At 68.4% G+C, this 25,080-nt stretch carries 21 protein-coding genes; 10 read left to right on the forward strand and 11 right to left on the reverse strand.

Going from position 1 to position 25,080, the window contains the following annotated elements; all coding sequences use genetic code 11:
- Positions 1-28 precede the first annotated feature (28 nt).
- The gene (locus JUB11_RS12785) at positions 29-1,042 is read left to right on the forward strand and encodes a hypothetical protein (RefSeq protein WP_207458927.1); all 1,014 of its coding nucleotides are present in this window, start codon (positions 29-31) and stop codon (positions 1,040-1,042) included.
- Positions 1,043-1,247: 205 nt separating this feature from the next.
- Here the strand turns inward: JUB11_RS12785 and JUB11_RS12790 are convergent, their stop codons facing one another.
- The gene (locus JUB11_RS12790) at positions 1,248-2,417 is read right to left on the reverse strand and encodes a hypothetical protein (protein WP_207458928.1); all 1,170 of its coding nucleotides are present in this window, start codon (positions 2,415-2,417) and stop codon (positions 1,248-1,250) included.
- Positions 2,418-2,656: 239 nt separating this feature from the next.
- On the opposite strand from JUB11_RS12790, the gene nadA reads away from it, so the two are divergent.
- The 7 genes from nadA to JUB11_RS12825 all read left to right on the forward strand — a co-directional run bounded on the left by nadA (position 2,657) and on the right by JUB11_RS12825 (position 11,045).
- On the forward strand, positions 2,657-3,667 hold the full coding sequence (nadA, locus tag JUB11_RS12795; protein WP_207458929.1) for a quinolinate synthase NadA: 1,011 nt from the start codon (positions 2,657-2,659) through the stop codon (positions 3,665-3,667).
- A 22-nt stretch (positions 3,668-3,689) separates the two neighbouring features.
- Positions 3,690-5,354, forward strand: a complete 1,665-nt coding sequence (locus tag JUB11_RS12800) for an L-aspartate oxidase (protein ID WP_207458930.1) — start codon at positions 3,690-3,692, stop codon at positions 5,352-5,354.
- Entirely contained in the window at positions 5,339-6,172 is an 834-nt protein-coding gene (nadC, locus tag JUB11_RS12805) for a carboxylating nicotinate-nucleotide diphosphorylase (RefSeq protein WP_207458931.1), read from the forward strand. The genes JUB11_RS12800 and nadC overlap by 16 nt, the downstream gene beginning before the upstream one ends.
- A 540-nt stretch (positions 6,173-6,712) precedes the next feature.
- Positions 6,713-8,041, forward strand: a complete 1,329-nt coding sequence (locus JUB11_RS12810) for a CmpA/NrtA family ABC transporter substrate-binding protein (RefSeq protein WP_207458932.1) — start codon at positions 6,713-6,715, stop codon at positions 8,039-8,041.
- A 19-nt stretch (positions 8,042-8,060) separates the two neighbouring features.
- A complete protein-coding gene (gene ntrB / locus JUB11_RS12815) occupies positions 8,061-8,945 on the forward strand; it encodes a nitrate ABC transporter permease (RefSeq protein ID WP_247887014.1) in 885 nt (294 codons plus the stop codon).
- 46 nt (positions 8,946-8,991) lie between these two features.
- Positions 8,992-9,786: an ABC transporter ATP-binding protein gene (locus JUB11_RS12820; protein WP_207458933.1), complete on the forward strand. Its 795-nt coding sequence runs from the start codon at positions 8,992-8,994 to the stop codon at positions 9,784-9,786.
- Between the two features lie 119 nt (positions 9,787-9,905).
- Positions 9,906-11,045, forward strand: coding sequence for a BMP family ABC transporter substrate-binding protein (locus JUB11_RS12825; RefSeq protein ID WP_207458934.1), 1,140 nt, complete (start codon positions 9,906-9,908; stop codon positions 11,043-11,045).
- A gap of 4 nt (positions 11,046-11,049) precedes the next feature.
- Here the strand turns inward: JUB11_RS12825 and JUB11_RS12830 are convergent, their stop codons facing one another.
- From JUB11_RS12830 to JUB11_RS12870, 9 genes are all read right to left on the reverse strand, one after another.
- A complete protein-coding gene (locus JUB11_RS12830) occupies positions 11,050-11,745 on the reverse strand; it encodes an RNA pseudouridine synthase (protein WP_207458935.1) in 696 nt (231 codons plus the stop codon).
- Positions 11,746-11,807: 62 nt separating this feature from the next.
- Positions 11,808-12,188, reverse strand: a complete 381-nt coding sequence (locus tag JUB11_RS12835; protein ID WP_207458936.1) for a hypothetical protein — start codon at positions 12,186-12,188, stop codon at positions 11,808-11,810.
- An 87-nt stretch (positions 12,189-12,275) separates the two neighbouring features.
- Positions 12,276-12,509, reverse strand: coding sequence for a hypothetical protein (locus JUB11_RS12840; RefSeq protein ID WP_207458937.1), 234 nt, complete (start codon positions 12,507-12,509; stop codon positions 12,276-12,278).
- Positions 12,510-12,568: 59 nt separating this feature from the next.
- Positions 12,569-14,404: an alpha/beta hydrolase gene (locus JUB11_RS12845; RefSeq protein WP_207458938.1), complete on the reverse strand. Its 1,836-nt coding sequence runs from the start codon at positions 14,402-14,404 to the stop codon at positions 12,569-12,571.
- Positions 14,401-16,896: a glycoside hydrolase family 2 protein gene (locus tag JUB11_RS12850; RefSeq protein ID WP_207458939.1), complete on the reverse strand. Its 2,496-nt coding sequence runs from the start codon at positions 16,894-16,896 to the stop codon at positions 14,401-14,403. The genes JUB11_RS12845 and JUB11_RS12850 overlap by 4 nt, the downstream gene beginning before the upstream one ends.
- A gap of 6 nt (positions 16,897-16,902) precedes the next feature.
- The gene (locus JUB11_RS12855) at positions 16,903-17,883 is read right to left on the reverse strand and encodes a DUF1839 family protein (protein WP_207458940.1); all 981 of its coding nucleotides are present in this window, start codon (positions 17,881-17,883) and stop codon (positions 16,903-16,905) included.
- A complete protein-coding gene (locus JUB11_RS12860) occupies positions 17,883-18,824 on the reverse strand; it encodes an amino acid--[acyl-carrier-protein] ligase (protein WP_207458941.1) in 942 nt (313 codons plus the stop codon). Before JUB11_RS12860 ends, JUB11_RS12855 begins: the two co-directional genes overlap by 1 nt.
- Positions 18,821-19,981 carry an acyl-CoA dehydrogenase family protein gene (locus JUB11_RS12865; protein WP_207458942.1) on the reverse strand — a complete coding sequence of 387 codons (1,161 nt, stop codon included), beginning with the start codon at positions 19,979-19,981 and terminating at the stop codon, positions 18,821-18,823. The genes JUB11_RS12860 and JUB11_RS12865 overlap by 4 nt, the downstream gene beginning before the upstream one ends.
- Entirely contained in the window at positions 19,978-20,301 is a 324-nt protein-coding gene (locus tag JUB11_RS12870; RefSeq protein WP_211112520.1) for an acyl carrier protein, read from the reverse strand. Before JUB11_RS12870 ends, JUB11_RS12865 begins: the two co-directional genes overlap by 4 nt.
- Positions 20,302-20,698: 397 nt before the next feature.
- Here JUB11_RS12870 and JUB11_RS12875 point away from each other — a divergent pair, with 397 nt between their 5' ends.
- Both JUB11_RS12875 and JUB11_RS12880 read left to right on the forward strand, forming a co-directional pair.
- The gene (locus tag JUB11_RS12875) at positions 20,699-21,910 is read left to right on the forward strand and encodes an HlyD family efflux transporter periplasmic adaptor subunit (protein WP_207458943.1); all 1,212 of its coding nucleotides are present in this window, start codon (positions 20,699-20,701) and stop codon (positions 21,908-21,910) included.
- 12 nt (positions 21,911-21,922) lie between these two features.
- Entirely contained in the window at positions 21,923-23,887 is a 1,965-nt protein-coding gene (locus tag JUB11_RS12880; RefSeq protein WP_207458965.1) for a glycosyltransferase, read from the forward strand.
- On the opposite strand, the gene JUB11_RS12885 is transcribed toward JUB11_RS12880, so the two are convergent.
- On the reverse strand, positions 23,856-25,055 hold the full coding sequence (locus tag JUB11_RS12885) for a cache and HAMP domain-containing protein (RefSeq protein WP_207458944.1): 1,200 nt from the start codon (positions 25,053-25,055) through the stop codon (positions 23,856-23,858). The two genes, JUB11_RS12880 and JUB11_RS12885, sit on opposite strands and share 32 nt — an antisense overlap.
- Positions 25,056-25,080: the final 25 nt, after the last annotated feature.

Below are 25,080 nucleotides of genomic sequence, written 5' to 3' on the forward strand. Positions count from 1 at the left end.
GCGCCGGGTTCGGGGCGGGGAGGCAGGTGTGGCGTACGGGACGCAGCTCGGTTTGACGGTGGCCATCGTGGCGGTGGCCGGCACCAGCCCGCGCGTCGTCGTCGTGCGCAGCGGCTTCGAGATTCCCGAGCCCTTCCGGCGCGGCGACGAGACCCCGCCGCACCGCGACGCCCTTCCGGGAGCACCCTTCGACCCCAACCGTTTCCGCACGCTCCAGGACGGGGTCCGCGCCGTGGCCGAGGGGCTGTCCGGCCTGTCGCTGCGCTATGTGGAACAGCTCTACACCTTCGGCGACCGCCACCGCGACCCGCACGAGCTGTTCGGCGGCGCCCGGTCCGTGGTGGTCGGCTATCTCGCCCTGGTGCGGGAAGCGGCGCTGGGCGGTGGAGCCGAATGGCGCGACCTCTACGACTGCTTCCCCTGGGAGGACTGGCGCGAGGAGCGGCCAGCCATCCTCGACAGCGTCATCCGCCCCGCGCTGGAGCGCTGGATCGCGGTCGAGACGGACGAGCGGGCGCGTGCCCGCCGGAAGGAGCGCGCGCACCTCGCCTTCGCGATGGACGGCGCGGAGTGGGACGGGGAGCGGGTCCTGGAGCGCTATGAGCTGCTGTACGAGGCCGGGCTGCTCGTCGAGTCCTTCCGGGACCGCGACCTTCAGCGCCGGGCCGGCGTGGAGGAGCCCGGCGCCGGCCGGCTGGACATGCCGCGCGCGCTCGGCCGTCCCATGGCGCGCGACGGCCGGCGCATCCTCGCCGCCACGCTGGAGCGCCTGCGCGGCAAGCTGAAATACCGCCCCATCGTGTTCGAGCTTCTGCCCCCGACCTTCACCCTGCACCGGTTGCAGCAGGTGGTGGAGGCGCTGTCCGGCAACCGCCTGCACAAGCAGAACTTCCGCCGGCTGATGATCGCCGGCGGCCTCGTCGAGCCCACCGGCCAACTCCAGAGCCAGACCGGCGGACGCCCGGCGGAACTTTACCGTTTCCGGCGCGAGGCCATGCTGGAGCGCACGAGCACGGGCGCGCTGCCTCCGGATGCTCACTAGGAAGTATTTTAAATTGGGGAACTGAGGGTCGCATTGACGGAGAAAAATACTGGCGGAGCAGCCACTCCAATTGACCGAGTCTCATGTGCCGGTCAGGAGGGTTGTAAGTCGATGCCGTAGAGTGGGCATAGAGCCCGCTTTAAAAAAAACCTCGGCTTTATAATTGACCAGAAAAGTGGAATTTTACTAATTTAACAGCGTAGAACTAGACCGTAATAACTTCGACTGGTCGGAAAAAATCTACTGGACCCAGTATGTGCCCGTCGCGAAGTAGGCTCAGGCTGCTTTCGGCAAACCGACTACCTTCTAAGGGTTCTAGCTGTGCCACCGCGTGAGGACCGGTACGCGTAGCCTCAGCTAGGATCTTGAATGTCCGTTTTTCAATTCCGAAGAAAGTTCCCGAGCCGATGTCAAGCCGGAAAGGGTCCGCTGGATGGAATATCACTTGGCCCTCTGGGGTCAGTTTGATTGGGGGAAGACCGGGGGAGTCAGGGAAATAGCCTCCTACGAACTGAAGCTTGTCTAAGGGTGGCAGTAGGCACTTCCATACGACTAGTTGAAACTGGAGTTCTTCAGGGATTGTGAAACCCCGCAGCAGCGCCTGCGCCATTAACGGCTGGCGCAGGCGCTGTAGACTTGAGGCGTAGTGAATCGACTTCGTCGCAAACACCAAACCCAAGCTATCACTACCGAGTGGCCGTTCGCCTAAGGTCTCAGGGTCTTCTGCTAACAGAGTAGTAGAGATTTTTGCACTGTCAGTTTCCATTGCCCAGCGCATGGCTACAATGTAACCCTTCACCTTAGCAGGCTCACCCTGCGAATCGTTTACCGTCACCCGATTGAACTGGTCACGCCAAGCTTGGAATTCCTTCGTCTTGAAGCCCACTGCGTGTCGAGTGCCCTTCGCCTCAGCGAGGTAGATATTATTATCTCTTGACACGCAAAAATAATCGGGGGCATCACCTTCCCCATTCTCCTTAGTATGCACGGAAACACCGCCGTAGTCGGTAAGGGCACCATGGTCGCGCACGGACTCAAGGTGTGCTATGTAATGGATGTCCAAGTGTTCACTTAGGAACCAGCGACAGAAGGCTTGGCCGAGTTCATTTGACTTATTGCCCTTGAACGTTTTCGCAATTCCGAGACCCTGCTTCGAGAAACGAAAATCAGAACAAGGCAGTAGGTAGCGCACGTGTTCAAAATGCGCTGGATCTGGAATCGGCGGCCTAACACCCCAGCTATCTAAGTAGTACTGGTGATATAGGTCTGCCAAGTTAACTGGTATTTTTGAAGCAGCGTCTCCCTTAACAGGATCTCTCAATGATTTTGGAATCCCAGGAAAAGCGTTCAAAGAAAGTTTGACTGTCTTCAGCACGATTCCCTCGGTTCACATCATCAAGGCACCCTATCCTACAGGGTATACCACCAAATAGCTATTACTGATAGGGGCTTTGTGATGGGCTAAGGGAATGTTTCGGCAAAAACACACGTCGAAGTCGATTAGACGTCCTCTATTCTGGCCTTTTCAATGAGACGTTGATGAGCAGAAAACAATATGCTCATATCGAGCAGATAGGTTTTTGCTCTTTCTGAGCATTTTTTGGAGGGAAGGTGATGGCCGAAGCCGCCGAACTTACTTACAGCCCGGAGGTCGCGCGCGCGACCCGCCCCATCTACGAGCGCATGAAGCGCGTGATGCCGGAGGTCGAGTGGCCGTTTCATGCGCCGTTGGTCCATGAGATCAACCGGCTGAAGCGCGAGCGGAACGCGGTGATCCTGGCGCACAATTACCAGACGCCGGAGATCTTCCACGGTGTGGCGGACATCGTCGGCGACAGCCTGGCGCTGGCCGCGCGGGCGACGGAGACCGACGCGGACGTGATCGTCGTGGCGGGCGTCCATTTCATGGCGGAAACCGCCAAGCTGCTGAATCCATCCAAGACGGTGCTGATCCCCGACACGGGCGCCGGCTGTTCGCTCGCCGAATCGATCACCTCGGCCGACATCCGCCTTCTGCGCGAACGCTATCCGGGCGTGCCGGTCGTGGCCTACGTCAACACCTCGGCCGCCGTGAAGGCGGAGGTGGACATCTGCTGCACGTCGGGCAACGCCGTGGAGGTGGTGGAATCGCTCGGCGTTCCGCGTGTCATCTTCCTGCCGGACGAGTATCTGGCCAAGCACGTCGCCACACAGACGGATGTGGAGATCATCGCCTGGAAGGGCCATTGCGAGGTGCATGAGCGCTTCACGGGCGCCGAGATTGAGGATTTCCGTGGCCGTTTCGACGGTCTCGTCGTCATAGCCCACCCGGAATGCCCCCCGGACGTGCTGGAAGCGGCGGATTTCGTCGGTTCGACCGCCCGCATGATCGATTTCGTGGCCGAAAAGCGCCCGCCGCGCGTCCTCATGGTCACGGAATGCTCGATGAGCGACAATGTCGCCGCCTCCTCTCCGGACACGGAGTTCGTGCGCCCCTGCAACCTGTGCCCGCACATGAAGCGCATCACGCTGGCGAACATCCTGGAGGCGCTCCGCACCCTGGAGCCGCGCGTCGAGATCGATCCGGCTCTCGCGGAACCGGCGCGCCGGGCCGTCGGCCGCATGCTCGCCGTCAAGCCCCGGTAACTCCGGCCAAAGGGAGGGGATCATGAGCGCCACCAGCGGCTATGCGGTGCGCGAGGCGGGGGTCGTCGTGATCGGGTCCGGGCTGGCCGGACTCGTGACCGCGCTGAACCTCGCGCGGAACGCGGGGAGGGCCGGGCCGGTCGTCCTGCTGACGAAGACGGAAGAGCTGCCCGGTGGGTCGAGCCTCCACGCCCAGGGCGGCATTGCCGCCGCCATCGGGCCGGGCGACGATGCGGCGCTCCACGCCGCCGACACGGTCGCGGCGGGTGCCGGGTTCGTGGACCCGGCCATAGCGGGCCTGCTGACCCGCGAGGGCGCCAGGTGGGTCCGGGAGCTGATCGGAGAGGGCATGCCCTTCGACCGGGACACGCACGGCGCGGTCTGCCTCGGTCGGGAGGCGGCGCACGGGATGGCGCGGATCGTCCATGCCGGCGGCGACGCCACCGGCCGCACGCTGGTGACCGCGCTCGCGCGGCGGCTGCGCGAATCCGGCGCCGTCCGCGTCGAGACGAACGCCTTCGCCACCGACCTCGTGCTCGGCGGGGGGCGCGTGCGGGGAGTGATGGCCCACCATCCCGAGGGCTGGGTCCTGCACCGGACCTCCCGCGTGGTTCTGGCGACCGGCGGCATCGGCGCCGCCTTCGCCCGCACGACGAACCCCGCGGAAGCGACGGGGGACGGTCTGGCACTCGCTGCGCGTGCCGGGGCGCATCTCGCCGACCTGGAGTTCGTCCAGTTTCACCCCACAGCACTCGCCGTCGATCGCGACCCGGCACCGCTCCTGACCGAGGCGCTGCGCGGTGCTGGCGCCACCCTCCTGGATGGGCGAGGGCGGCGCTTCATGGCGGCGGAACACCCGCTGGCCGAGCTGGCGCCCCGCGACATCGTGGCGCGGGCAATCGGGCGGCGGGTCGCGGCGGGCGAGGCGGTCTTCCTCGACCTGCGTCCGGCTCTCGCGGCCAAGCCCGGCGGCTTCCCGACCGTCCTGGCGCTCTGCGCCGCGCATGGCCTGCGACCCTTTGAGGAGCCCGTGCCGGTCGCGCCGGCGGCGCACTACCATATGGGTGGCGTGGTGACCGACGCCGCTGGGCGGACCAGCGTCGAGGGGCTCTGGGCCTGCGGGGAGGTCGCCTGCACGGGCGTGCACGGCGCCAACCGCCTCGCCAGCAATTCGCTGCTGGAGGCGCTGGTCTTTGGCGCGCGGGTCGCCGAGGACTTGGCGAAGGCGCCTGCGGTTGCGGCGGCGCCCTTCGCCTTACCGGAACCGCCGCGCGTCGCCGGCCGGTCGGCCATGCCGCTGGTCGATGCCATGGCGGCGGAAGCCCGCCGCGTCCTGTACGAGGGGGCAGGGCTGGTGCGCAGCGGCGCGGGGCTCCGGGCCGCGCGTGCCCGGCTCGACCGGATCGGCGTCATGCTGGAGGGGTTGGGAACCGCGCCGGCGGTTTCCCATCACGACGTGCGCCGCTGGGGCGAGGCGCGCAACCGGGCCCTGGTTGGGCGCCTGCTGCTCCACGCCGCCCTGGGGCGCGAGGAGAGCCGTGGCGCCCATTTCCGCAGCGATTGGCCGGCGGAGAACCCCGCCGCCCGACGTCACACCATCACATTGAACGACCTGTCCGCACCCGTCACGGCCCTGGCCGTGGCTGGGGATCCGGCTTCCGGAGACGCAGCATGCTCCATCCTCTGACCATCGAGCCGCTCGTCCGGGCGGCGCTCCTCGAAGACCTCGGCCGGGCGGGCGACGTGACGACCGACTCCATCGTGCCTGCGGACCTGCGGACGGCGGCGCGGATCGCCGCCCGGAAGGAGGGCAGGGTGGCCGGGCTGGAGGCGGCGCTGATCGCCTTCCGCCTGCTCGATCCTTCGATGGAGATTGAGGTTACCCAACCGGACGGCACCGACGTGCCGGCGGGTGGGACCATCGCGACCCTGTCCGGCCGGGCGCGGGCGCTGCTGACGGCCGAGCGGACGGGCCTCAACCTCATGGGACGGCTGTCCGGCATCGCCACGGCGACGCGCGCGCTGGTCCGCGAAGTGGAGGGCACGCAGGCGCGCATCGTCTGCACGCGCAAGACCACGCCCGGCCTGCGGCTGCTCGAAAAACACGCCGTCCGGCTGGGCGGCGGCCACAACCACCGCTTCGGGCTGGATGACGCGGTGCTGATCAAGGACAACCACATCGCCGTCGCCGGTGGCGTGCGTGCCGCGGTCGAGCGGGTGCGGGCCAACATCGGCCACATGGTGAAAGTGGAGGTCGAGGTCGATACGCTGGAGCAGCTGGAGGAACTGCTTCCGCTGGGCACCGACGTGGTGCTTCTGGATAACATGGACCCGGCGACGCTGCGCCGCGCCGTCGCCATGGTGGACGGGCGCATGCTGACGGAAGCATCGGGCAATGTCACGCTGGCGACGGTCCGCGCCATCGCGGAGAGCGGCGTGGACATGATCTCCGTGGGCTGGCTGACGCACAGCGCCCCGAATCTCGACTTGGGGCTCGACATATGAGCGTGGAAACAGGGCCGGAAAACCCCTATTTCCGCCTTTTCTGCCTATTCTCGGTGCAGTTACCTTCGCAGCCCAAATAATTGGCATCCTTTGCTTCGCATTGGGGCAGGCGGCAAGGGGAAGGAAGAGAAGGGCAAGGAGTGACGGTGACCACGTCCCTTACCAGACAAGGTTATTCTTAACTCCGCTCCAGTTGGCACGGTAACTGCAAATAGCTTTTCGTTCGCATCGGCAATGGCGTCGATGCGGCGGTCGAGCGGAGCGCTGACGACGGCGCACCGCGCGAGACAGCCGCCGGGTCAAGATGGGCCGGCCTCGGATAATGGCGTCCGAACGCAGGTGGGAGTTCCGCCTGACGTTTGGCCGCCTTTTTTTGTGCTTTTTTTCCGGGAGCACCTCATGCCGAGCCCCACGCGCCATCACGACGGCCCCGCCCCAGACCCGGGCCACGACCAGGGCCGACCAGCTTCGAACCCACGCCTCACCACCGCCTCGATCCAGGCCGCCTCACTGAAGGGCCTCACTGAAGGAATGTGCGAGATGACTGAGAAGACGATCTCTCCGAGCGCCACGAACACCGGCCTCTCCCGCCGCCGTCTGCTGACCGGCACGGCGGGTGCGCTGGGAACGGCGGCGCTCCTCTCGGCCGCGCGCAGCGCCTTCCCCGGCGGGGCCTGGGCGGCGCCGCTCGCCACGCCGGAGACGACGAAGGCGGTTTTCGGCTTCATCGCGCTCACCGACTCCGCCCCGCTGATCATCGCCAAGGAAAAAGGCCTGTTCGCCAAACACGGCATGCCCGACGTGGAAGTGCAGAAGCAGGCGAGCTGGGGCACCACCCGCGACAACATCGAACTTGGCTCGGCCAATGGCGGCATCGACGGCGCGCACATCCTGACGCCGATGCCCTACCTGATCAGCACGGGCAAGGTGACGAAGAACAACCAGAAGCTTCCCATGGTCATTCTGGCCCGCCTCAACACCAACGGCCAGTGCATCTCCGTTTCCAACCGGTACAAGGAACTGGGGCTGACCACCGACGCCAAGGGGCTGAAGGCGGAGTTCGCCAAGCTCAAGGCGGCGGGCAAGGAAGTGAAGTGCGCCATGACCTTCCCCGGCGGCACCCACGACATGTGGCTGCGCTACTGGCTCTCGGCCAACGGCGTCGATCCGGACAAGGACGTCTCGACCATCGTCGTGCCGCCGCCGCAGATGGTGGCCAACATGAAGGTGGACACGATGGAGGCCTTCTGCGTGGGCGAGCCCTGGAACGCCCAGCTCGTCCACCAGAAGATCGGCTACACGGCGCTGACCACCGGCGAGCTGTGGAAGGACCATCCCGAGAAGGCGCTGGGCATGCGCGCCGACTGGGTCGAGAAGAACCCGAACGCCACCAAGGCCATCCTGATGGCCGTCCAGGAAGCGGCGATGTGGTGCGACAAGGCCGAGAACAAGGCCGAGATGTGCAAGATCCTGGCGAAGCGCGAGTGGTTCAAGGTCCCGGTGGAGGACATCCTCGGCCGCTCCCAGGGCACCATCGACTACGGCAACGGCCGGGTGGTCGAGAACAGCCCGCACATCATGAAGTTCTGGAAGGACTTCGCCTCCTACCCCTTCAAGAGCCACGACCTGTGGTTCCTGACCGAGAACATCCGCTGGGGCTACCAGCCCGCCGACCTCGACGCGAAGAAGCTGATCGACGAGGTCAACCGCGAGGATCTGTGGCGCGACGCGGCCAAGGCGCTGGGCGTCGCCGCCGCCGATATGCCGGAAGGCACCTCGCGCGGGAAGGAGACCTTCTTCGACGGCAAGGTCTTCGACCCGGCCGATCCGGCGTCCTACCTCAAGTCGCTCGCCATCACGCGCGTCTGATCACGGGAGTTCAGGAACCATGACGATCTATTCCAACTCCGAGGCGCGCGCCGAGGCAGCCCCGTCCTTCTCCGCCCGGCTGGGAACGGCCATGGCCGGCTTCATCGGCACCTTGCCCGACCGGTTGCGCGGCCTCGCCTCCACCGTGGTGCCGCCGATGGTGGCGCTCGCCATCCTGATCGCGCTGTGGGAGGCGCTCTGCTCACTGCCCGGCGCCCTGCTGCCGCCGCCCTCCCAGGTGGTCACCGACACCTGGGAGCTGATCGTCGATCCGTTCTTCGACAACGGCGGCATCGACAAGGGGCTGTTCTGGCATCTCGCCGCGAGCCTGCAGCGCGTCGCCATCGGCTTTGCCCTGTCTTCGGTCGTCGGCGTCCTGCTGGGCGTGCTGATCGGTCAGTCGAGCCTCGCCCATCGCGGGCTGGACCCGATCTTCCAGGTGCTGCGCACGGTTCCGCCGCTCGCCTGGCTGCCGATCTCGCTGGCCGCCTTCCGGCAGGCCGATCCCTCGGCCATCTTCGTGATCTTCATCACCTCGGTCTGGCCGATCATCCTGAACACCGCCGTCGGCATCCGGCAGATCCCCGAGGATTACCGGAACGTCGCCCGCGTCATCCGCCTGTCGGGTCCGGAGTATTTCTTCAAGATCATGCTGCCGGCGACCGTGCCCTACATGTTCACGGGCCTGCGCATCGGCATCGGCCTGTCCTGGCTGGCGATCATCGCGGCGGAGATGCTGATCGGCGGCGTCGGCATCGGCTTCTTCATCTGGGACGCCTGGAACAGCTCGCTGATGAGCGAGATCATCCTGGCGCTGGTCTATGTGGGCATCGTCGGCTTCCTGCTCGACCGGATGATCGGCGCCCTGGGGGCGCGCGTGTCCGGCCGCAGTACCCGGTCTTGATCTTCATCCCGCCAAGATCCCGTCCCCGGAAGACAAGGATACCGACATGAGCGCCTATCTCAGCCTCGAAGGCATCGGCATGGAGTTCAAGCGGGGCAAGATGACCTCCGTCGTGCTCCAGGACGTGAACCTGCGGATCGACCGCGGCGAGTTCATCTCCATCATCGGCCATTCCGGCTGCGGCAAGTCCACGGTGCTGAACATCGTGGCGGGCCTGCTGACCTCCACGGCCGGCGGCGTGCTGCTGGAGAACCGGGAGGTGAACGAACCCGGCCCCGACCGCGCGGTGGTCTTCCAGAACCATTCGCTGCTGCCCTGGCTCACCGTCTACGACAACGTGAAGCTGGCGGTGGACAAGGTGTTCGGCCGGACCAAGTCGGCCGCCGAGCGCCATGAATGGACGCTGCACAACCTGTCGCTCGTCCACATGGACCATGCCGTGAAGAAGTATCCGGAGGAAATCTCCGGCGGCATGAAGCAGCGCGTCGGCATCGCCCGCGCCCTGGCGATGCAGCCCAAGGTCCTGCTGATGGACGAGCCGTTCGGAGCGCTCGACGCGCTGACCCGCGCCCATCTCCAGGACAGCCTGATGGAGATCCAGTCAAAGCTCGGCAACACGGTTATCATGATCACCCACGACGTGGACGAGGCGGTGCTTCTGTCCGACCGGATCGTGATGATGACGAACGGCCCGGCCGCGACCATCGGCGAGGTGCTGGAGATCCCGCTGGCGCGGCCGCGCCACCGGCTGTCGCTGGCCGAGGACCCGACCTACATCCACTGTCGCGGCGAGGTGCTCCGCTTCCTGTACGAGCGCCACCGCCATAAGGACGCCGCCTGAGTCGCGGCCCGGAACGGCACGCTCCGGCCCCCTGCGGATCCCCCGCCGGGGACCGGCGACGTTTAAGGATGAATGAAGAAGCACCTCCCGCTATAGTCATACGGTCGACAGGAGGCTGTATGGCAGAGATGGACTTCAACCGCCGACGGATCTTGCAGGGTTTCGGGGCCGCCGCGCTGGCCACGGCCGCGCACGCGGCCCTCGCCCCGGAGGTCCTGGCCCAGGCGCCCATGGCGGCGTCCACTGGGGCGCCCCTGGCGGTTGGCGTCGCCTATTGCGGCAGCCGGACGGATTTCGGCTACAACCAGGCCCATGCGGATGCCGCGCAGGCGCTGTCCACGATTCCCGGCGTCCGGCTGGAGGAGATCGAGGCGGAGCCCGCCGGGCTGCCGGCGGCGGTGGAGGATCTGGTCCGCGGCCGGGGCTGCCGCGTGGTGTTCGTCACGGCGCCGGGGGACCTTCTGTCCTCCCTGCTGGCCCATGCCGACGCCCACCGGGAAGCGGCCTTCCTGCTCTGCGCGGCACCGATGGAGGGTATGCGCCTGCCGGACAATGTCGGCTTCTATGACGGTTTCCTGAGCGAGGCGCAGCATGTGTCCGGCATCGTCGCCGGCTACGCGAGCGCTTCCAAGACCATCGGCCTCGTCGCCTCGCACCCGAGTTCTTCGGTGCTGCGCGGCGTCAACGCCTTCGCGCTCGGCGCCAAGCGCGCCGACCCGGCCGTGACGGTCCAGCTCGCCTATGCGGGCCAGGACGCGACGCCGAAGGAGGTCGCGGCGGCGGCCCATGCGCTGGTGAACCGCGGAGCGGACGTGCTGGTCCCGCATGTCCTCCGGCCGCGCCCGGTGCTGGAAACGGCGGCCGCCTGGAACCTGCTGTGCTGCGGGGTGCATTCCGACCTGTCCGCCATCGCGCCTGACAATTTCCTGACCGGGGCGGAGTGGAACTGGACGAACGCCTATATGGACGTGGTCCGCAGGATCGCCGCGGGCCAGCCCTGGCCGCGCGTGATCCGCGGCGGCTTCAAGGAAGGCTATGTGCGGAACACGCCCTATGGACCGTCCGTGATGCTGGAGGCGCGGGCCCACGCCGACGCCGCGCGCATGCAGCTCGCCAACGGCAACGCCGCGGTCTTCCGGGGACCCGTGCTGGACAACACCGGGCGGACCGTCGTGCCGAAGGGCAAGGCGCTGACCATGCCGGACCCGGCGCTCGAACACATGGTTTGGCTCGCCGAAGGCGTCGTCGAGCTTCACTGACCGGTCAACCGGAGGCCGCACCGCCGTTCCAGCCGCAGGCCGCGAGTGCCGCGCGCATGTGCGGCGGGGGAGGGGCCGCCACCTTCACCGCGGGATGGTCAGGGCTCACCTGGAAGGCCAGGGAACGGGCCAGCAGATGCAGATTTCCCCGCAGCCGCTTTTCCGGCCCATAGAAGGGCTCCCCCAGCAGCGGGCAGCCGATGGCGGCGCAATGGACCCTGATCTGGTGCGTCCGCCCCGTGCGGGGCCGCAACTCGAGCCAGGACAGCCCCTCGGCGCTGCCGAGGACCCGGTAATCGGTGACCGCCGGCTGGCCGTCGGGGTGGCCGGTGACGACGTTCCAGGATCCGGGCTGGTTGACCTTCAGGAGCGAGAGATCGATGGTGCCCTCGTCCGCCGCCGGCGTGCCCTCGCAAACCGCCCAATAGGTCTTCTCCACCTGGCCCGTGGCGAACAGGCGGCCGAGCCGCTTCAGCGCCCAGTCGGAACGGCCGAGGATCAGGCAGCCCGCCGTGTCGAGGTCCAGCCGGTGGCCCAGCCGCGGCGCCACGCCGTCCGGCCCGGCGAGTGCTGGAAGGTAAAGTTCGAGATGGTCGGTGATCTTCCCGGCCTTGTGCACCGCCAGCCCGGCGGGCTTGTCGATGACGAAAAGGTCGGAGTCCTCGTGGAGGACGCGCGCGCGCAGCTCTTCGGGAGTCATGCCGGCAACCAAGCACGCCCCTTGCCCTCATGCAAGGGTGCCCGAGCGGGTTGTTTATGCGCCTACTCGAACCAGCCCTTCGCCTTGGGGAGCGTTTTTCGGTCCGGCGGGGGGCTTGCGAGCGCGGTGTTGCCGTTTCGGTAGGGGTCGGGAATGTGGTGGCATTCCACATCGGCCAGCGTGCGATAGCAATAGAGGTTGGAGCGGTCCACCTTCACCCGCTCGTTGCAGTAACGCCCCGTCTCGGCCAGGGAAATGGTCGAGCAGTCCTCGCCGAGGATGCCGGAGGCGACATGGTCGTCCAGGGTCTTCTTGGTGCTGGAGAGCGAGGCGACCTGCGCGCCGGCCACGGCGGCACCGACCACCGGCCCGGCGGCGCACCCGCCGAGCCCGCCGGCGGCGAGCAGGAACCCGACCAAAACCATCGAACGCCGCAACTGCATGCCCGCACCATCGATCCGGAAAAGACCGGGACAGGTCCCGGAAATGTCATTGCACGCGAAGGCGGTTAAAAAGCGGTGAATTCCCGTTCAGCGCATCAGGGTGCAGGTGCGTGAACGGCACTGGACGAGGACGAAGGCTTCCTTGTCCTCGGAGCAGTTGACCTTGAACACGGTTTCGCCCGTCCGGCCGCTGGTGTAGCGCATGACCTCGACCTTGGTCGGCGTGCAGTTTCCGGACCGCGCCACGTCCTTCGCCTCGGCCTGTCCGGCCGACACCGAGGCGGCGAGGGCGGAGCCGGGAAGGACGGATGCCAGGAGCATGCCCGCGGCCAGGGCCGGGAATAGGGGCTGGAACGGGTTTCCGCCGCCCGGTCGGGCAGTCAGGAGGGCGGGGAGGCGCATGGACGTGGTGCCGAGGGCAATGTGGATTGGCGGTCCAGTATGCCACAGCCACCACCGCCCGACCATGTGGCATCGGCGGCACGGCTCCTCTCCTCCGCCGGCTGGCTCTGGAGCAGATGTTCCTCCAGCAGATCCATGAAGCGTTCCCTCGCCGAGCGGAGGGTCAGGCTGTGGTCGGCGCCGTCGAGCATGACGAGGCGCAGGCGCGGGACGTCGCGGACGCGTTCAGCGTCGGGCCCGAGCCGCAGGTCGCGTTCCCCCAGCGTCACATCGCCCCGGCTGTAGACCAGAAGCGTGTCCACGCCACGCGCCGCGAGGCGGCGGAAGCGCTGGGGAACATTGCCCGGCCCGCTCGTCTCCCGCCCGAACAGCCGCGCCGCGGCGTCCCCGACGGCCCCGGCCGTCCGCCACGCCGCCCGGATGAGGAGCGAGCGGGCGATACCGGCGGCCCGCCGGTCGGCGCGCAGGACAGCCTTCCAGGCGCCGGGGCGGGTGAGCTGGCGGAGATAGCCGCCGGCGTCCTTGTGCAGGGCCGCCTTCTTGATGTCCTCCGTGGTGATTCCGGCGCCCAGGAAGAAGCGGCCGGGGTTGATGACGACCTGCCCGGTGACTCGGGGATCGGCGAGCGCCGCGTTCAGCGCCAGCGCGCCACCGGCGCATAGCCCGACCACGGTGCAGCGGGAATGGCCCCGGCTTTCGAGCCAATCCACGGCGGCGAGCACGTCGCCGAGGCTGCCACGGTGGTAGATCAGGTTGTCGCATCCCGCCGTCCGCCCGGCGCTGTCTCCGAGGCCGGAAACATCGATGCGCAGCGAGGAGAAGCCAAGCGCCGCCAGACGCCGGGCGATCACGACCCAGGCCCGGCCTGACCCGACATGGTGCGTCGCGCCGCTGTTGACGAACAGCAGGGCCGGGCGCGCGGTGGCAGCGCCGGAAGGCGCGCAGTAAACGCCGAACAGGCCGCCGTCCGGACCGAACAGCACTGGCCGCTCCACCGCACCGGGCAGTTCCAGGACCGGTTCCGCCGCCGTCACCATCGGAGCCGAGCCCGCAAGCGGCATGGCCTCCGCGAGCCAGCTCGCGACGCGTTCGAAGCCCGAACGCGACGCCGGACCGCACTCGGTCGCGCGCATCAGGGCCGCGAAGTCGGGAAGAGTGTCCTCCTCGACCTCCGCGCCAAGGTCGCGCAGTCGCTGCGCCAGACCGGCCGGGGCGGGCGCGTCGGGACGGTTCAGCAGCAGGACGCGGGGTGCGGGGCGGTGGGGCAGGGCCAGGAGATCGAGCCCGTTCAGCGCCTCGACCGTCTCGGGCGTCAGCAGGAAACCCGCCGCCTCGATCCCCTTGGCCGGATCCGGTTGCCGGGCGCCTTCGGGCAGGGGGATCATGCGCGCGAGCGCGCGCGTCTCGCGCGCGAAGGCTTTGCCGGACACGCAGGGCGCCATCAGCACCAGCCGGTCGACCCCGCCGATCTCGGCCGCCGCGCTGGCGGCCAGCGTCGCGCCGAGCCGCAACCCGACGAGCGTCACCTCCGCCACGCCGGTCTCCGCGCGGAGGCGTTTCACCGCCGCGCGGACGCTGTCGATCCAGGCGCGCACCCGCCCCGGATCCTCATCGCCGCCCGCGCTGTCCCCCATGCCGTGATAGTCGAAGCGCAAGGTCGGCAGGCCACTCGCCGCCAGAGTTTCCGCGAAGTCGCGCCAGGCACGGTGGAGGATCAGTTCCTCGGTGGCATGGGGGCCGCACAGCACCACCCCACGCCCGCCCGATGCCGGGTGGAGCCAGCCGAAACAGCCGTCGAACTCTATGGGCATCATGCCGAACCTCTGAAGCGAACCGGTGCCGTGGCATTCAACGCATGAAGCTCGCCATCGGGCCGGACGGATATGTCATTTCCGTTACGCGGGATGAGACGCACCCTCCGCTCGGCACCGGGGGCGAGATGGAACCACTCCTCCGCCGCGCGGTAGCCATCGTCCTCGATATGAACGGACAGGGCGAGTCTTCGGCTGATCACCAGAAGGCTCCAACCCTCCTCATCGCGCAACGCCTCGGCGGACAGGCCGAGATCGACCGGGGCGATGGGATAGCCGCGCGGGAAATGGAAGGCCTCCGCGATCCGGTTGCCCTCCGCGTCCGCCAGCAGCGCCACCGTCGCGTCGTGCGGGGCCGGCCCGAAGCGGTAGGCGTGGGTGATGTCGAAGAAGGAGTCCAGCAGCGCGGAGGAGGACAGGGTGAACGCGCCGCGCGGGGGCAGGGTCACCGGTCGCTCCGCGCGGACCACGGGAAGTTCGCCGTGACGCAGGCAGGACAGCGACAGGGTCGCCTTGATGACTTGCGCGGTTTCGTTGATCAAGTGGATGCCCAGCCCGTTGACTCCCTCGTCCGTCAGGGCGAGATGCACCAGGCGGAAGGCGCGTTTCAGGGCGTGCCAGGCGGCTTTCGGCCCGCCGGCCGCATCGACCACGCCCCAGCCGGCGCCCGGCCGGAGATCCTGGAACAGCCAGACGAGCGCGCCCCCGCAGCCCGACCCCGGACGGCGCCATTCGGCGAAGGCGGCCTCCATCACCTCCCCCGTCACGGCGCGGGACAGGCGCAGGTAGCGGTCGGGGTCCTCGTAGCGCAGGGCCGCCGGCTCGACGCCGTAGAGCCGCTTCAGGTAATGGTCCCGAACATCCTCGAAATCCCAGGAGGCGCCGACATCGCGCGGCACGCCTTCCTTCCAGCGGGGGTGATGGACAGGCGGCGCGCCGGGGGGCAGGGCGGCGGCCTCCGGCACGTTCGCGAAGGCGAGGCACTCCGCCGCGAATCGCACGCCGGCGCGGCGGGCGTCCTCCAACGGCCGCTGGTAGGCGCCGACCCCGTAATAGTGGGTCACGCCGGAATGGGCGGCGAAGGGCAGGTCGCCCCATTCCGGATCGCCATGGGGCGAGTTGGGGACATAGACGGCGTCTGGACGGGCACGCTCCACCTCGGCGCGCAGAAGCTCATCGAAAAGCGGCTGGCTCCAGGCTGGTCTGGGCAGGCCGAGCATGGCCGCCTGCTGCATCGCCTCGCTGCCGCCGCACAGCACCGCGAGCGACGGGCTGGCCTGGGTGCGGTCGAGGAGTTGGGCGGCCTCCTGCCGGACGGACTGCTGGAAGGCGGGATCCGTCGGGTATTCGAAGTTGGCAAACATGAAATCCTGCCAGACCAGGATCCCCAGCTCGTCGCACAGATCGAAGAAGGCGTCCGCCTCGTAGGTCATGGTGCCGCCGACGCGGACCATGTTCATGCCGGCCTCCGCCATCAGCCTCAGCCCCGGCTCATAGGCCTCGCGCCCGCCTGGCAGGGCGACGATGTCCGGCGTGGTCCAGCAGGTGCCCCGGCAGAAGACGCGCTCCCCGTTGACGCGCAGGGCGAAGCCGCGCCCGTCCGGCCCGGCGTCGCGTTCGATGCGGCGGAAGCCCGTCCGGCCGAGATCGACCCGGACACCGCCAACATTGGCGCTCACGGCGTGCAGAGCGGGGCGCCCATGGCTGTGCGGCCACCAGGGTTCGACCTCGGGGATGGTGAGGCTGCCGCGCAAGGTGCGGGCGTCCATCCATTCCAGTTCCGCCCGCCGCCCCGCGACCTCGACGAAGGCCGGAGGGCGCGCCGGGCCGTTCCACTCCACGGACAGGCCGAGGCTCAAACTGCCATTCCGGCCATCGAACCCGGTGCGGAGGTCGGCGGATTCCACGTGCAGCGGCCCCGCCTCCTCAATGCATTCCACCGGCCGCCAGGGGCCGACGGCGTGGACGGGCGGGCACCAGCCGGGCATGTGGCCGAGCAGGGTGGTTCGGACGAAGCGCAGGGATTGCGGCTCGACCATGCGCGGCCGCCAGCGGGCACGGCCGCGCTTCTTCGCCAGGGCCGTATGAAGCGCGCGGAAGCAAAGATGCAGCCTGTCCCGCCCGCTCAGCCGGACCGGCACCTCATGCGCCAGGAACATGCTGTCGGAGGTGAGGATGCGCTCATGGTTCAGCCAGACCTCCGCCAGCGTGGCCAGGCCGTGGAAGCGCAGCGTGCGGGGACCCGCCTCGTCAAGGTCGAGGCGGTACCACACATCCTTGTCGTGAAGCGGTGTTGGTTGGTCGGGCGACCAGCGGCCGACGGCGCGTAGGGCCTGGGCCGCGGTCCCAGGGACCGGAGCCGTCAGCCAGGATACCCCCTCGATCCCCTCGAGCCCCTCCGGGCCGGTGACGCCGCCCGGTTCGGTCACCGCCAGCGTCCAGCCGCCGTCCAGGAGGCGCGCCGTCCGACCGGCCATCGCGTGAATGCGGGCCATGGCAACTCACCCGTACCGCTGGGCGAGACCGTTCAGGGCGGTGTCGTGCGCACGCTCCATCCGGTCCAGCAGGTCGGAATAGTCGCCGAACTTCTTCCGGCTCACCGCGCGCGCGAGCTGGAACTGGAGCGTCTTGGCGTCGGTCGCCAGCGTCCCGCAGGCTTCCCGCACCGCCGAAAGCCCGGTCTGCCCTTGCTCCTCCAGCCACCCGGCGTGACTGCCCAGCAGCTCTATGTTCGCGCCCACCTGGCGGAGCAGGTTGAAGGCCCAGAGATGGAAAAACTCCATCGGGCGTTCCGCGAGCATCGCCGCGTGGCGCGGGAAGTCCTCGCGGAACCGGCTAACTGGGTTGCCCGCCGTCCGCCCGCGCAGGCGATGGCCCAGCAGGCCGAGTGCGGCGTCCAGAAGGGCGGCGCCCTGGAGCGGCGGGTGGTCGCGCTTGACGAACTCGACATAGGGGAACAGCAGGTCCGGCTGGGCCTGGAGAGCGGGAAGGCGCCGGAAGACGCCGTCGAAATCCTCCCCCTCCAGCGCGAAGAAGCCGGCGTTGTGGAAATAGGTCATGCGCCTCGCCTCGGCATCCAGCGCGGCGACGGCGACGGTCGTCTTCACATGAGCGGTGCGGTAGGCGACGCCGCGCGTGTCCGGCAGGTAGAAGCTGTCCACCTCCACCAGCGGGACGCGCCCGCGGCGGAGCTGTTCGGCGGCGTGTGCCTCGACCGTGTCGTAGATCGCCAGTTCCTGGACCTTCAGCCCATAGAGGCCGTGCAGGTCCTCCAGCGGGAACTTGAAGAAGGTGAACTGGTCGCCCTCATAGTCCTGCTCCACCGTGAAGGCGAGGGCCGCGCGCGGCTCGTGCCCAATGGCGTGCAGAAGCTCGATCCACAGATCGACGTAGCAGTTCGTCTCCGGCCAGATCCGCTCGCCCGCGTGCAGGGGATCCGGCCGATATCCGGCCGGGTCGAGCGGCGGCAGCAACGCGTCCATCAGTCGCGCCCCCACAGCAGCGCGCGCACCGGCGCCGGCCATTCGCGCGGGTCGAAGCCGTGATGCTTGAAGAGCGCCAGCGCCACCCGCTCCATGCCGAACCCGACGCAGGCGGTGTGGGCCAGTTCGCCGTCCGGGGTCCGGATGTCCCAGAGATGCCCGAAATGCTCCTGGTGGTAGTTGAAGCTGAGGCAGGCCGTCGGTTTTTCCGTGCTGGTGATCGGGATCAGCAGCTCGAACTTCAGCCCCTGGTCGCGCTGGTTGGCCGACAGCATCTTGCCGGCGCGGCCGAAGAAGGGGTCGTTGGCGAGGTCGATCTCCAATGGCACGCCGAGCGATTCCATGAGAGCCCGCCCGCGCTGGAGCCAGCTTTCCCGGAAGCTCATGACCTGCTCTGGCGTGCCGACCCGCACATATTCCCGCATGCGGAAGAGCTGCATGCGCGCCGGGTCCAGAGAGGGCTCGTGCCGGAAGCAATAGGAGAAAACATCCACCAGTGCGCCTTCGGCGGGCAGGGTGCCGCGTTTGGCGATGGTCGGGTAGATGGGGTAGCAGGCCGCCGGCGTCATGACGACGTCCGTCGCCTTCTGCATGGCGGTCCAGTCCTCCCCCTCCTCCAGCCGGCGGAGCAGCGTGTGGTGGTCGCGCTCGGACCCGTCGAAGCTGTGGACCGTGCCGGCGAGGTGCGGGAAGCTCTTGAGGTATTCGCTCGTTTCGAAGTCGCGGCGGTTCACCGCCGGGGGAAAGCGCATGACCTCGGCACCGTCCTCACGCCCATGGCGCGAGATGGCGGCGTCGAAGCGCTCCACCACCTCCTCGAAAAGGCCGCTGCGGCCGTACAGGCCCGGCACGCCCATCGGGATGAGCAGCCCGTGGCGCACGAGTTCTTCGAGATAGGCGGCCTGCGGGTCCGCCGCCGACACCTGAACTTCCGTGGTCATCCGAGCAGCCCCGTGTTGTCTCTGTGGATCAGGAGAAGATTGGCCGTGTTGCCGAGGATCCGGTCGTTGCTGACCATCAGCGCGGCGGAATGGGCGTCGCGCAGATGACGTCCCAGGCTGTAATCCGTGTCGTTGCGGTAGCCGGCGAGGCCGCAGACGAGCAGAGCGTGGTTGACGATCTTCACCACGGCCTGCGAGCTGGTGGTCTTCAGCGTGTTCATGGCGATGCCGAAGGACAGCGACGTCAGCTTCTCGTCGTCGCCGCGCGCCGCCTCGTAGCGCTGGAGGGCGGCCAGCACGGTCGCCTTCATCTCCTGCTGCATGGCGACCGCCTCGGCGAGCCGCAGCGCACCAGGGGGTGTCGTGCCCGGCTTCTTGCGCGCCTCGGCGCGGACGAAGGCGCTGGCGCGCGCCACGGCGTTCGACGCGATGCCGAGCCAGACAGCCGCCCAGACGATGTGGGTCACCGGCAGCATGGTGCGGGCCAAGATGTCGGCGTAGGGCTGGGGCAGGATCTGCTCCGCCGAGCCCTCCGCCTTCAGCTGGAAGCCCGTGCTGCAGGTGCCGCGCATGCCCAGCGTGTCCCAGCCATTCGTGCGCTCCAGGCTGGTGTCCGGCTTCAGCACGGCGGCGATCACCTGGTCCGAGGGCGGCGCGTCGGCGGCCCGGCGCGCCGTCACCAGGATGCCGTCGGCGTCGGCGCCGTAGGAGATCACGGACGCGTTCTTCGTCAGCGCGAAGCGGTCGCCCGTCCGCTCCACCGCGCAGGAGCTGCTGCGCACGTCGCCGCCGATCCCCGCTTCCGTGGTGGCGGAGGCGAGCAGGAGTTGTTCCTCCGCCAGCCGCGCCAGGAGTGCGCGGTGCCAGGCGCTGCCCTGGCCGTGATCGACCAGACAGGCCACCTGGATCTGGTGCATGGCATAGACCATGCCGGCGGCGGCGCAGTGCTGGGCCAGTTCCTGGGCCACGGCGGCGATCTCCGCCAGCGGCGCGCTCTCGCCGCCGAAGTCGCGCGGGACCATCGCGCCCAGAAGGCGGGCTTCCCGGGCCGCGGCTATCGCCTCTCGCGGGAAGCGGGCGTCGCGGTCGACCGCGTCGGCGTGGCGTGCCGCCACCTCCTTCGCGACCGCGCGCGCCCTGCGGACGAGGTCGCTCACGCGCCGGCGGTCCCGTTCAGGAGGCCGGAAACGGCGTCCCGGATCGCCGCGATGCTTTCGAAGGTGCGGCGGCGCAGGAGCTGTTCCGGGAACTCCACGTCGAACCGTTCCTCCAGCGCCAGCATCAGGTTTACCGATCCGTGGGACGTGAGGCCGGCGGCATACAGGTCGTCCTCGTCCGACAGCCCCTCGGGCCCGGCGGCGAGCACGCCGCTTTCCGCCAGGATGGACCGGATGTCCTGCGTGATGGACGACGCGGCGGCTCCGTCGCCGTCCTGATGGGGAGCGTCTTCGCTGACCCGTAACGCGTGCTGTGCCATGTTCCTCACCTTAGTTCTTGTCCCGGCGGCTGATCCGATGGCCCGATAACGACAATCCAATCTAATTGTTCACCGAATCTATACCGCTCAGCCGGAAGTCTTCGCGGTATGAATGTGCGTAGTACGCAAAGGAAAGCCGATTATTGCTTTTGTTCGGCGGGGCTAGCCCACAAGAGCATGCACCGAGTCGCAACCGAATCCGGCTAACGCATGCGGCTAGGGCCGCAGACCCTTTCGGAACTCATCCATTGGCGGGTCCTACTGCCTCATCACGGGACCGGATGCCTTCCTGCCGGCTCGCGCGGAGGTTCAATGGTCACAAAAAAAGGCGTTTCCTTACCTGTTCGTTCGGGATAACCCAGAAGAGAAAACACCCCTTCCTCAGGCTTCCTCCACCATGCGCAAGCTCATCAAGTTGGCCGCCGGTCTGACCCTGTCCGGCCTCGCCGGCTATGTCGTCGTCAGCGAGGGCGTGGCCGTCGTCAGTTCGGACGCGGTCGTCAACGCGCGCGTGGCGGTGGTGCGGGCACCGATCGACGGGCAGCTCACCCTGGAGCGGCGCGCCATCGGGGAGCGCGTGCGCGCCGGCCAGCCGCTCGGCAGCCTGACCGACGAGCGCGCGGACGAGGCGCGCCTGCTCGATCTGGAGCATGCGGCGGGCGGGCTCGCAACCGACATCGGCCGCCTCCAGGCCCAGATCCTCAGCGTGACGGCCAGCCGGGACGCGCTGGAGGAGCGCACGGTCGCCTACCGCGACGCGCGGCTGCGCCAGCTCCGCTCACGTATCGAGGAGCAGGAGGCGCTTCTCGCCAGCGCCAAGGCGCAGTCCGGCGAATCGGATGGGGAGCTGAAGCGGGCGGAGGAGCTGCGGGCGCGCGGCGTCCAGTCCATCGCGATCCTGGACCGCGCGCAGGCCGCGCATCAGGTGAACATCCACAACATCCGGGTGGCAGGAGCACGGTTGGACGCGCTGCGCACGGAAATGGACGCGGCGGCCAGCGGCATGTTCCTGGGCGACTCCTACAACGACACGCCCTATTCGAGCCAGCGCGGGCAGGAGCTGAGCCTGCGCATCACCGAACTCGGCGCCGAACTCGGCGAGCGCAGCCAGCGGCTGACGATGATACGGGAGCAGATCGCCGTCGAACGGCAGCGCGTGTCACGCCTGCGCGACGCCTTCCTCTCCTCGCCCGTGGACGGGCTGATCTGGGAGGCGCCGTTCGGGAACGGGGAGTACGCGCGCAAGGGGCAGGATCTTCTGCGCCTGCTCGACTGCTCGACCACCATCGTGACCGCCAGCGTCGGCGAGAGCGATTACAACCGGCTGAAGGTCGGCGACGCCGCGCAGTTCCGCCTGTCGGGGACCAGCCGGGTCTTCGACGGGCAGGTGCTCCGCCTCGCCGGATCCGGCGCGGCGACGGTCTACAACAACCTCGCCATCGCGCCGGGGCCGGAGCATCTGAAGCGCTTCGACGTGGCGCTGGCCGTGCCGGACCTGGTGGCGGACGGCGAGGTTGGCTGCTCCGTCGGCCGCACGGGCAAGGTGGTGTTCTCCGGCACGCCGCGCGAGATGATGCGGTCCGTCGGCCGCTGGCTCGGCCTCCTCTAGAAGGGTGACGTGATGGTGCTGTCCCCCTTCGAAGCGAGCTTCGCGCCGGGGCTCCTGGTCTGCGGGGCGGCACTCGCCATCCTGCCCTTCTGCGACCGCGAGGACAGCCGCGTCCGCACGGTGATGTTCGGGATCTGCATCCTGCTGTGCTGGCGCTACATGGTCTGGCGCTTCACCGAATCCATCCCGCCCCTGGCGCTCGACGCCGAGACGCTGTGCGCCTGGCTGTTCGCCCTGCTGGAGGCCGGAACGGCCGTCAGTTCCACGCTCGCCTTCGTGATGCTCTCGCGCGTCCGCAACCGAAGCCCGGAGGCCGACGTCCACGCGGATTGGTGGAAGGCCGGGGAGCCGCCGCAGGTGGACGTGCTGATCGCCACCTACAACGAGGAGGAATCGATCCTCACCCGCACCATCGTCGGCGCGCTGGGGATCGACCACCCGCGCCTGCGCGTCTGGGTGCTGGACGACGGCAAGCGCGACTGGCTGGCGGAGCTGTGCGCCCACAAGGGCTGCGGCTATCTCCGCCGGCCGGACAACAGCCACGCCAAGGCTGGCAACATCAACAACGCGCTGGCGCATCTGGGCGGGCTGGAACGGCAGCCGGACTTCGTCGTCGTGCTCGATGCCGACTTCGTGCCGCATGCGGAGTTCGTCTCCCGCGCGCTGGCGCTGTTCCACGACGATTCGGTCGGGCTCGTCCAGACTCCGCAGCACTTCTTCAACCCGGACCCGATCCAGGCGAATCTCAGCATCGCCAGGGCCTATCCGGACGAGCAGCGCTTCTTCTTCGACCATCTCATGGCGTCGCGCGACGCCTGGGGCATCGCCTTTTGCTGCGGCACCTCCTCCATGATCCGCTGGTCGGGGCTCCAGGCCATCGGCGGCTTCCCGACGGACAGCGTCACCGAGGACTTCCTGGTCACCGTGCGGCTGAAGGCCCGGGGCTTGCGGACCGTCTATCTCAACGAGCGGCTGAGCGAAGGGCTGGCCCCGGAAGGGCTGAAGGAATACGTCACCCAGCGCGGCCGCTGGTGCCTCGGGCTGATCCAGATCGTGCGCGGGGCGACGGGACCCTTCTCGAAAAGCTCCCTGACCTTCATGGACCGGGTCGGGCTGATCGATTCCTTCCTTTACTGGGCCACGACCTTCCCATTCCGGCTGGCCTGCTTCCTGGCGCCGATCCTCTACTGGTGGTTCGGCTTCAGCATGGTGGAGGCGACGGCGCCCGAGGTGGTCGCCTATTTCGTCCCCTATTTCGCCGCGGTGATGATTGCGCTGAACTGGACGACGCGCGGCCTCGTCGTCCCGCTGCTGAACGACGTCAGCCAGATGCTGACGATGTTCGAGATCATCCACGCGGTGGTGCTCGGCCTGCTGAAGCCCAAGGGGCACAAGTTCAAGGTCACGGCCAAGGGCGGGCAGCGCGACCGCATCACGGTTCAGTGGGGCATGCTGCGCCGCTTCGGCCTTCTGGCGGCGGCGACCGCACTCGGCATGCTGCTGTCCATGCTGTCCGACTATTCGGCGGCCGGCGGGGCAGGGGACGGCATCGTCGTCGTGCTGTTCTGGAGCTTCTACAACCTGGTCGCCCTCGGTCTGGCGATGGCCGTCTGCGTGGAGTTGCCGCGCTTCCGCCATGACGAGCGCTTCTGGACGGACGAGCAGACGGAGATCGAGGCCGATGGACGGGCGCGGCGGATGCGCGTGCTCGACATCTCCGTCGGCGGCATGCGCGTCTGGGGCACGCTCGACCTGCCCGCGGGAACGCCGGTGCTGGTGCGCCTGGAAGAGGCGGGGGAGGTGCGCGCGACGCTTGTCGGCCAGGAGGAAGGAGCCATGACCCTGCACTTCGACGAGGACGAGGCGACGCGCGACCGCCTCGTCCGCAAGCTCTATTCCGGCCGCTACAGCGGGGCCGCTCCGTCCGTCAGTCTGGAGAAGATCTTCAGGGGGCTGCAGGCTCGCGCGGCGCGCTGACGGCGGGCTCTGCCGGGTGGGTTGCGCGGCGCAGGGTGGGCGAGGCCGACGGCTGCTGCTGTTCCAGCGTCGCGGCGATCCGCACCAGCGCGACCGACAGCGTCAGCGCCTCGCCGAAGGCGCGGGTCGGCGGCACCCCGGCGGCGGTGTCGCCATGGCCGATCCGGTCGGCGGCCTCGGCGATGGTGCGCAGCGGCCGCGTGACGCGGCCCGACAGATGCCAGCCCAGCGCGCAGGCCGCCGCCGCGGCGGCGAGGGCCACGAGCAGGATGCGCTGCTGGAGGTCGGCGGCGGGGGAGAGGACCGTCTCGGCGTCGCGCCGGACCATCACGATCCAACCCAGCCCGCGGTAGTCGCCTTCGCCGCGCGTCGGGGCGACGGCCGTGAAATACTCCTTGCCGTCCGGCCAGCGTTCCACGTCCGTGCGCGCGATGCCTTGCGCGCCCGCGCGCACGCCGGCGAGGTCGAGCTTCTCCCCCTGGAGACCCTTTGGGCCCATCAGGACGGTACCATCCCGGCTGACCACCATCGCCTCCGTGCCGGGCGCGCGGCCTCCGCTGCGGTCGAGGACGGCAGCGGTCACCTCGTCGATCCAGTTCCAGCTCAGATGCGCGCCCAGCACGCCCATCGGCACGCCATCGCCACGGACCATCGGCATGGCGATGTCCACGAAGCGCAGCGGCTCGCCATTCGGATTGGGGGGCAGCTTCTGGGCCAGCAGAACGGCCTCGTGCACGTCTCCGGCAAAGGCCGCTTGCCGGCCGGCGCGGTACCAGGGCCGCGCGGACACATCGGCACCCTCGAGCATGCCGCCCGTGCTGACCTGCACCCGGCCTTCCGTGTCCGCCGCGCCGATCCAGGCATAGACCGGCACGCTCTGCCGGAGGGCGTCGAGCTGGCGGCGGAACTCCGCCGACCAATCGACGTCGCCGCGCGCGTTCACCATCGAGGTGATCAGCGCGATGTCCCGCCAGCGCTCGTGCATGCCGATGTCGAGCTTGCTGGCGATCTGCGCGCTCAATTCCAGCAGGTTCTCCGCCGCTTGGCCGCGCGCATGGTTGCCGGCGCTGACGCCAGCATAGAGCCCGACTGCGAGGATCGGGGCGGCGCAGAGCCCGACGAGGCCGGCGCCGATCAGGGTTCGCAGGGATTTGGGCCGGGGTGCCATGGCTTGAGCCTCACGCGTGCGTAGG

The organism is Azospirillum sp. SYSU D00513 (assembly GCF_017356015.1).
Taxonomy (GTDB): domain Bacteria; phylum Pseudomonadota; class Alphaproteobacteria; order Azospirillales; family Azospirillaceae; genus Azospirillum.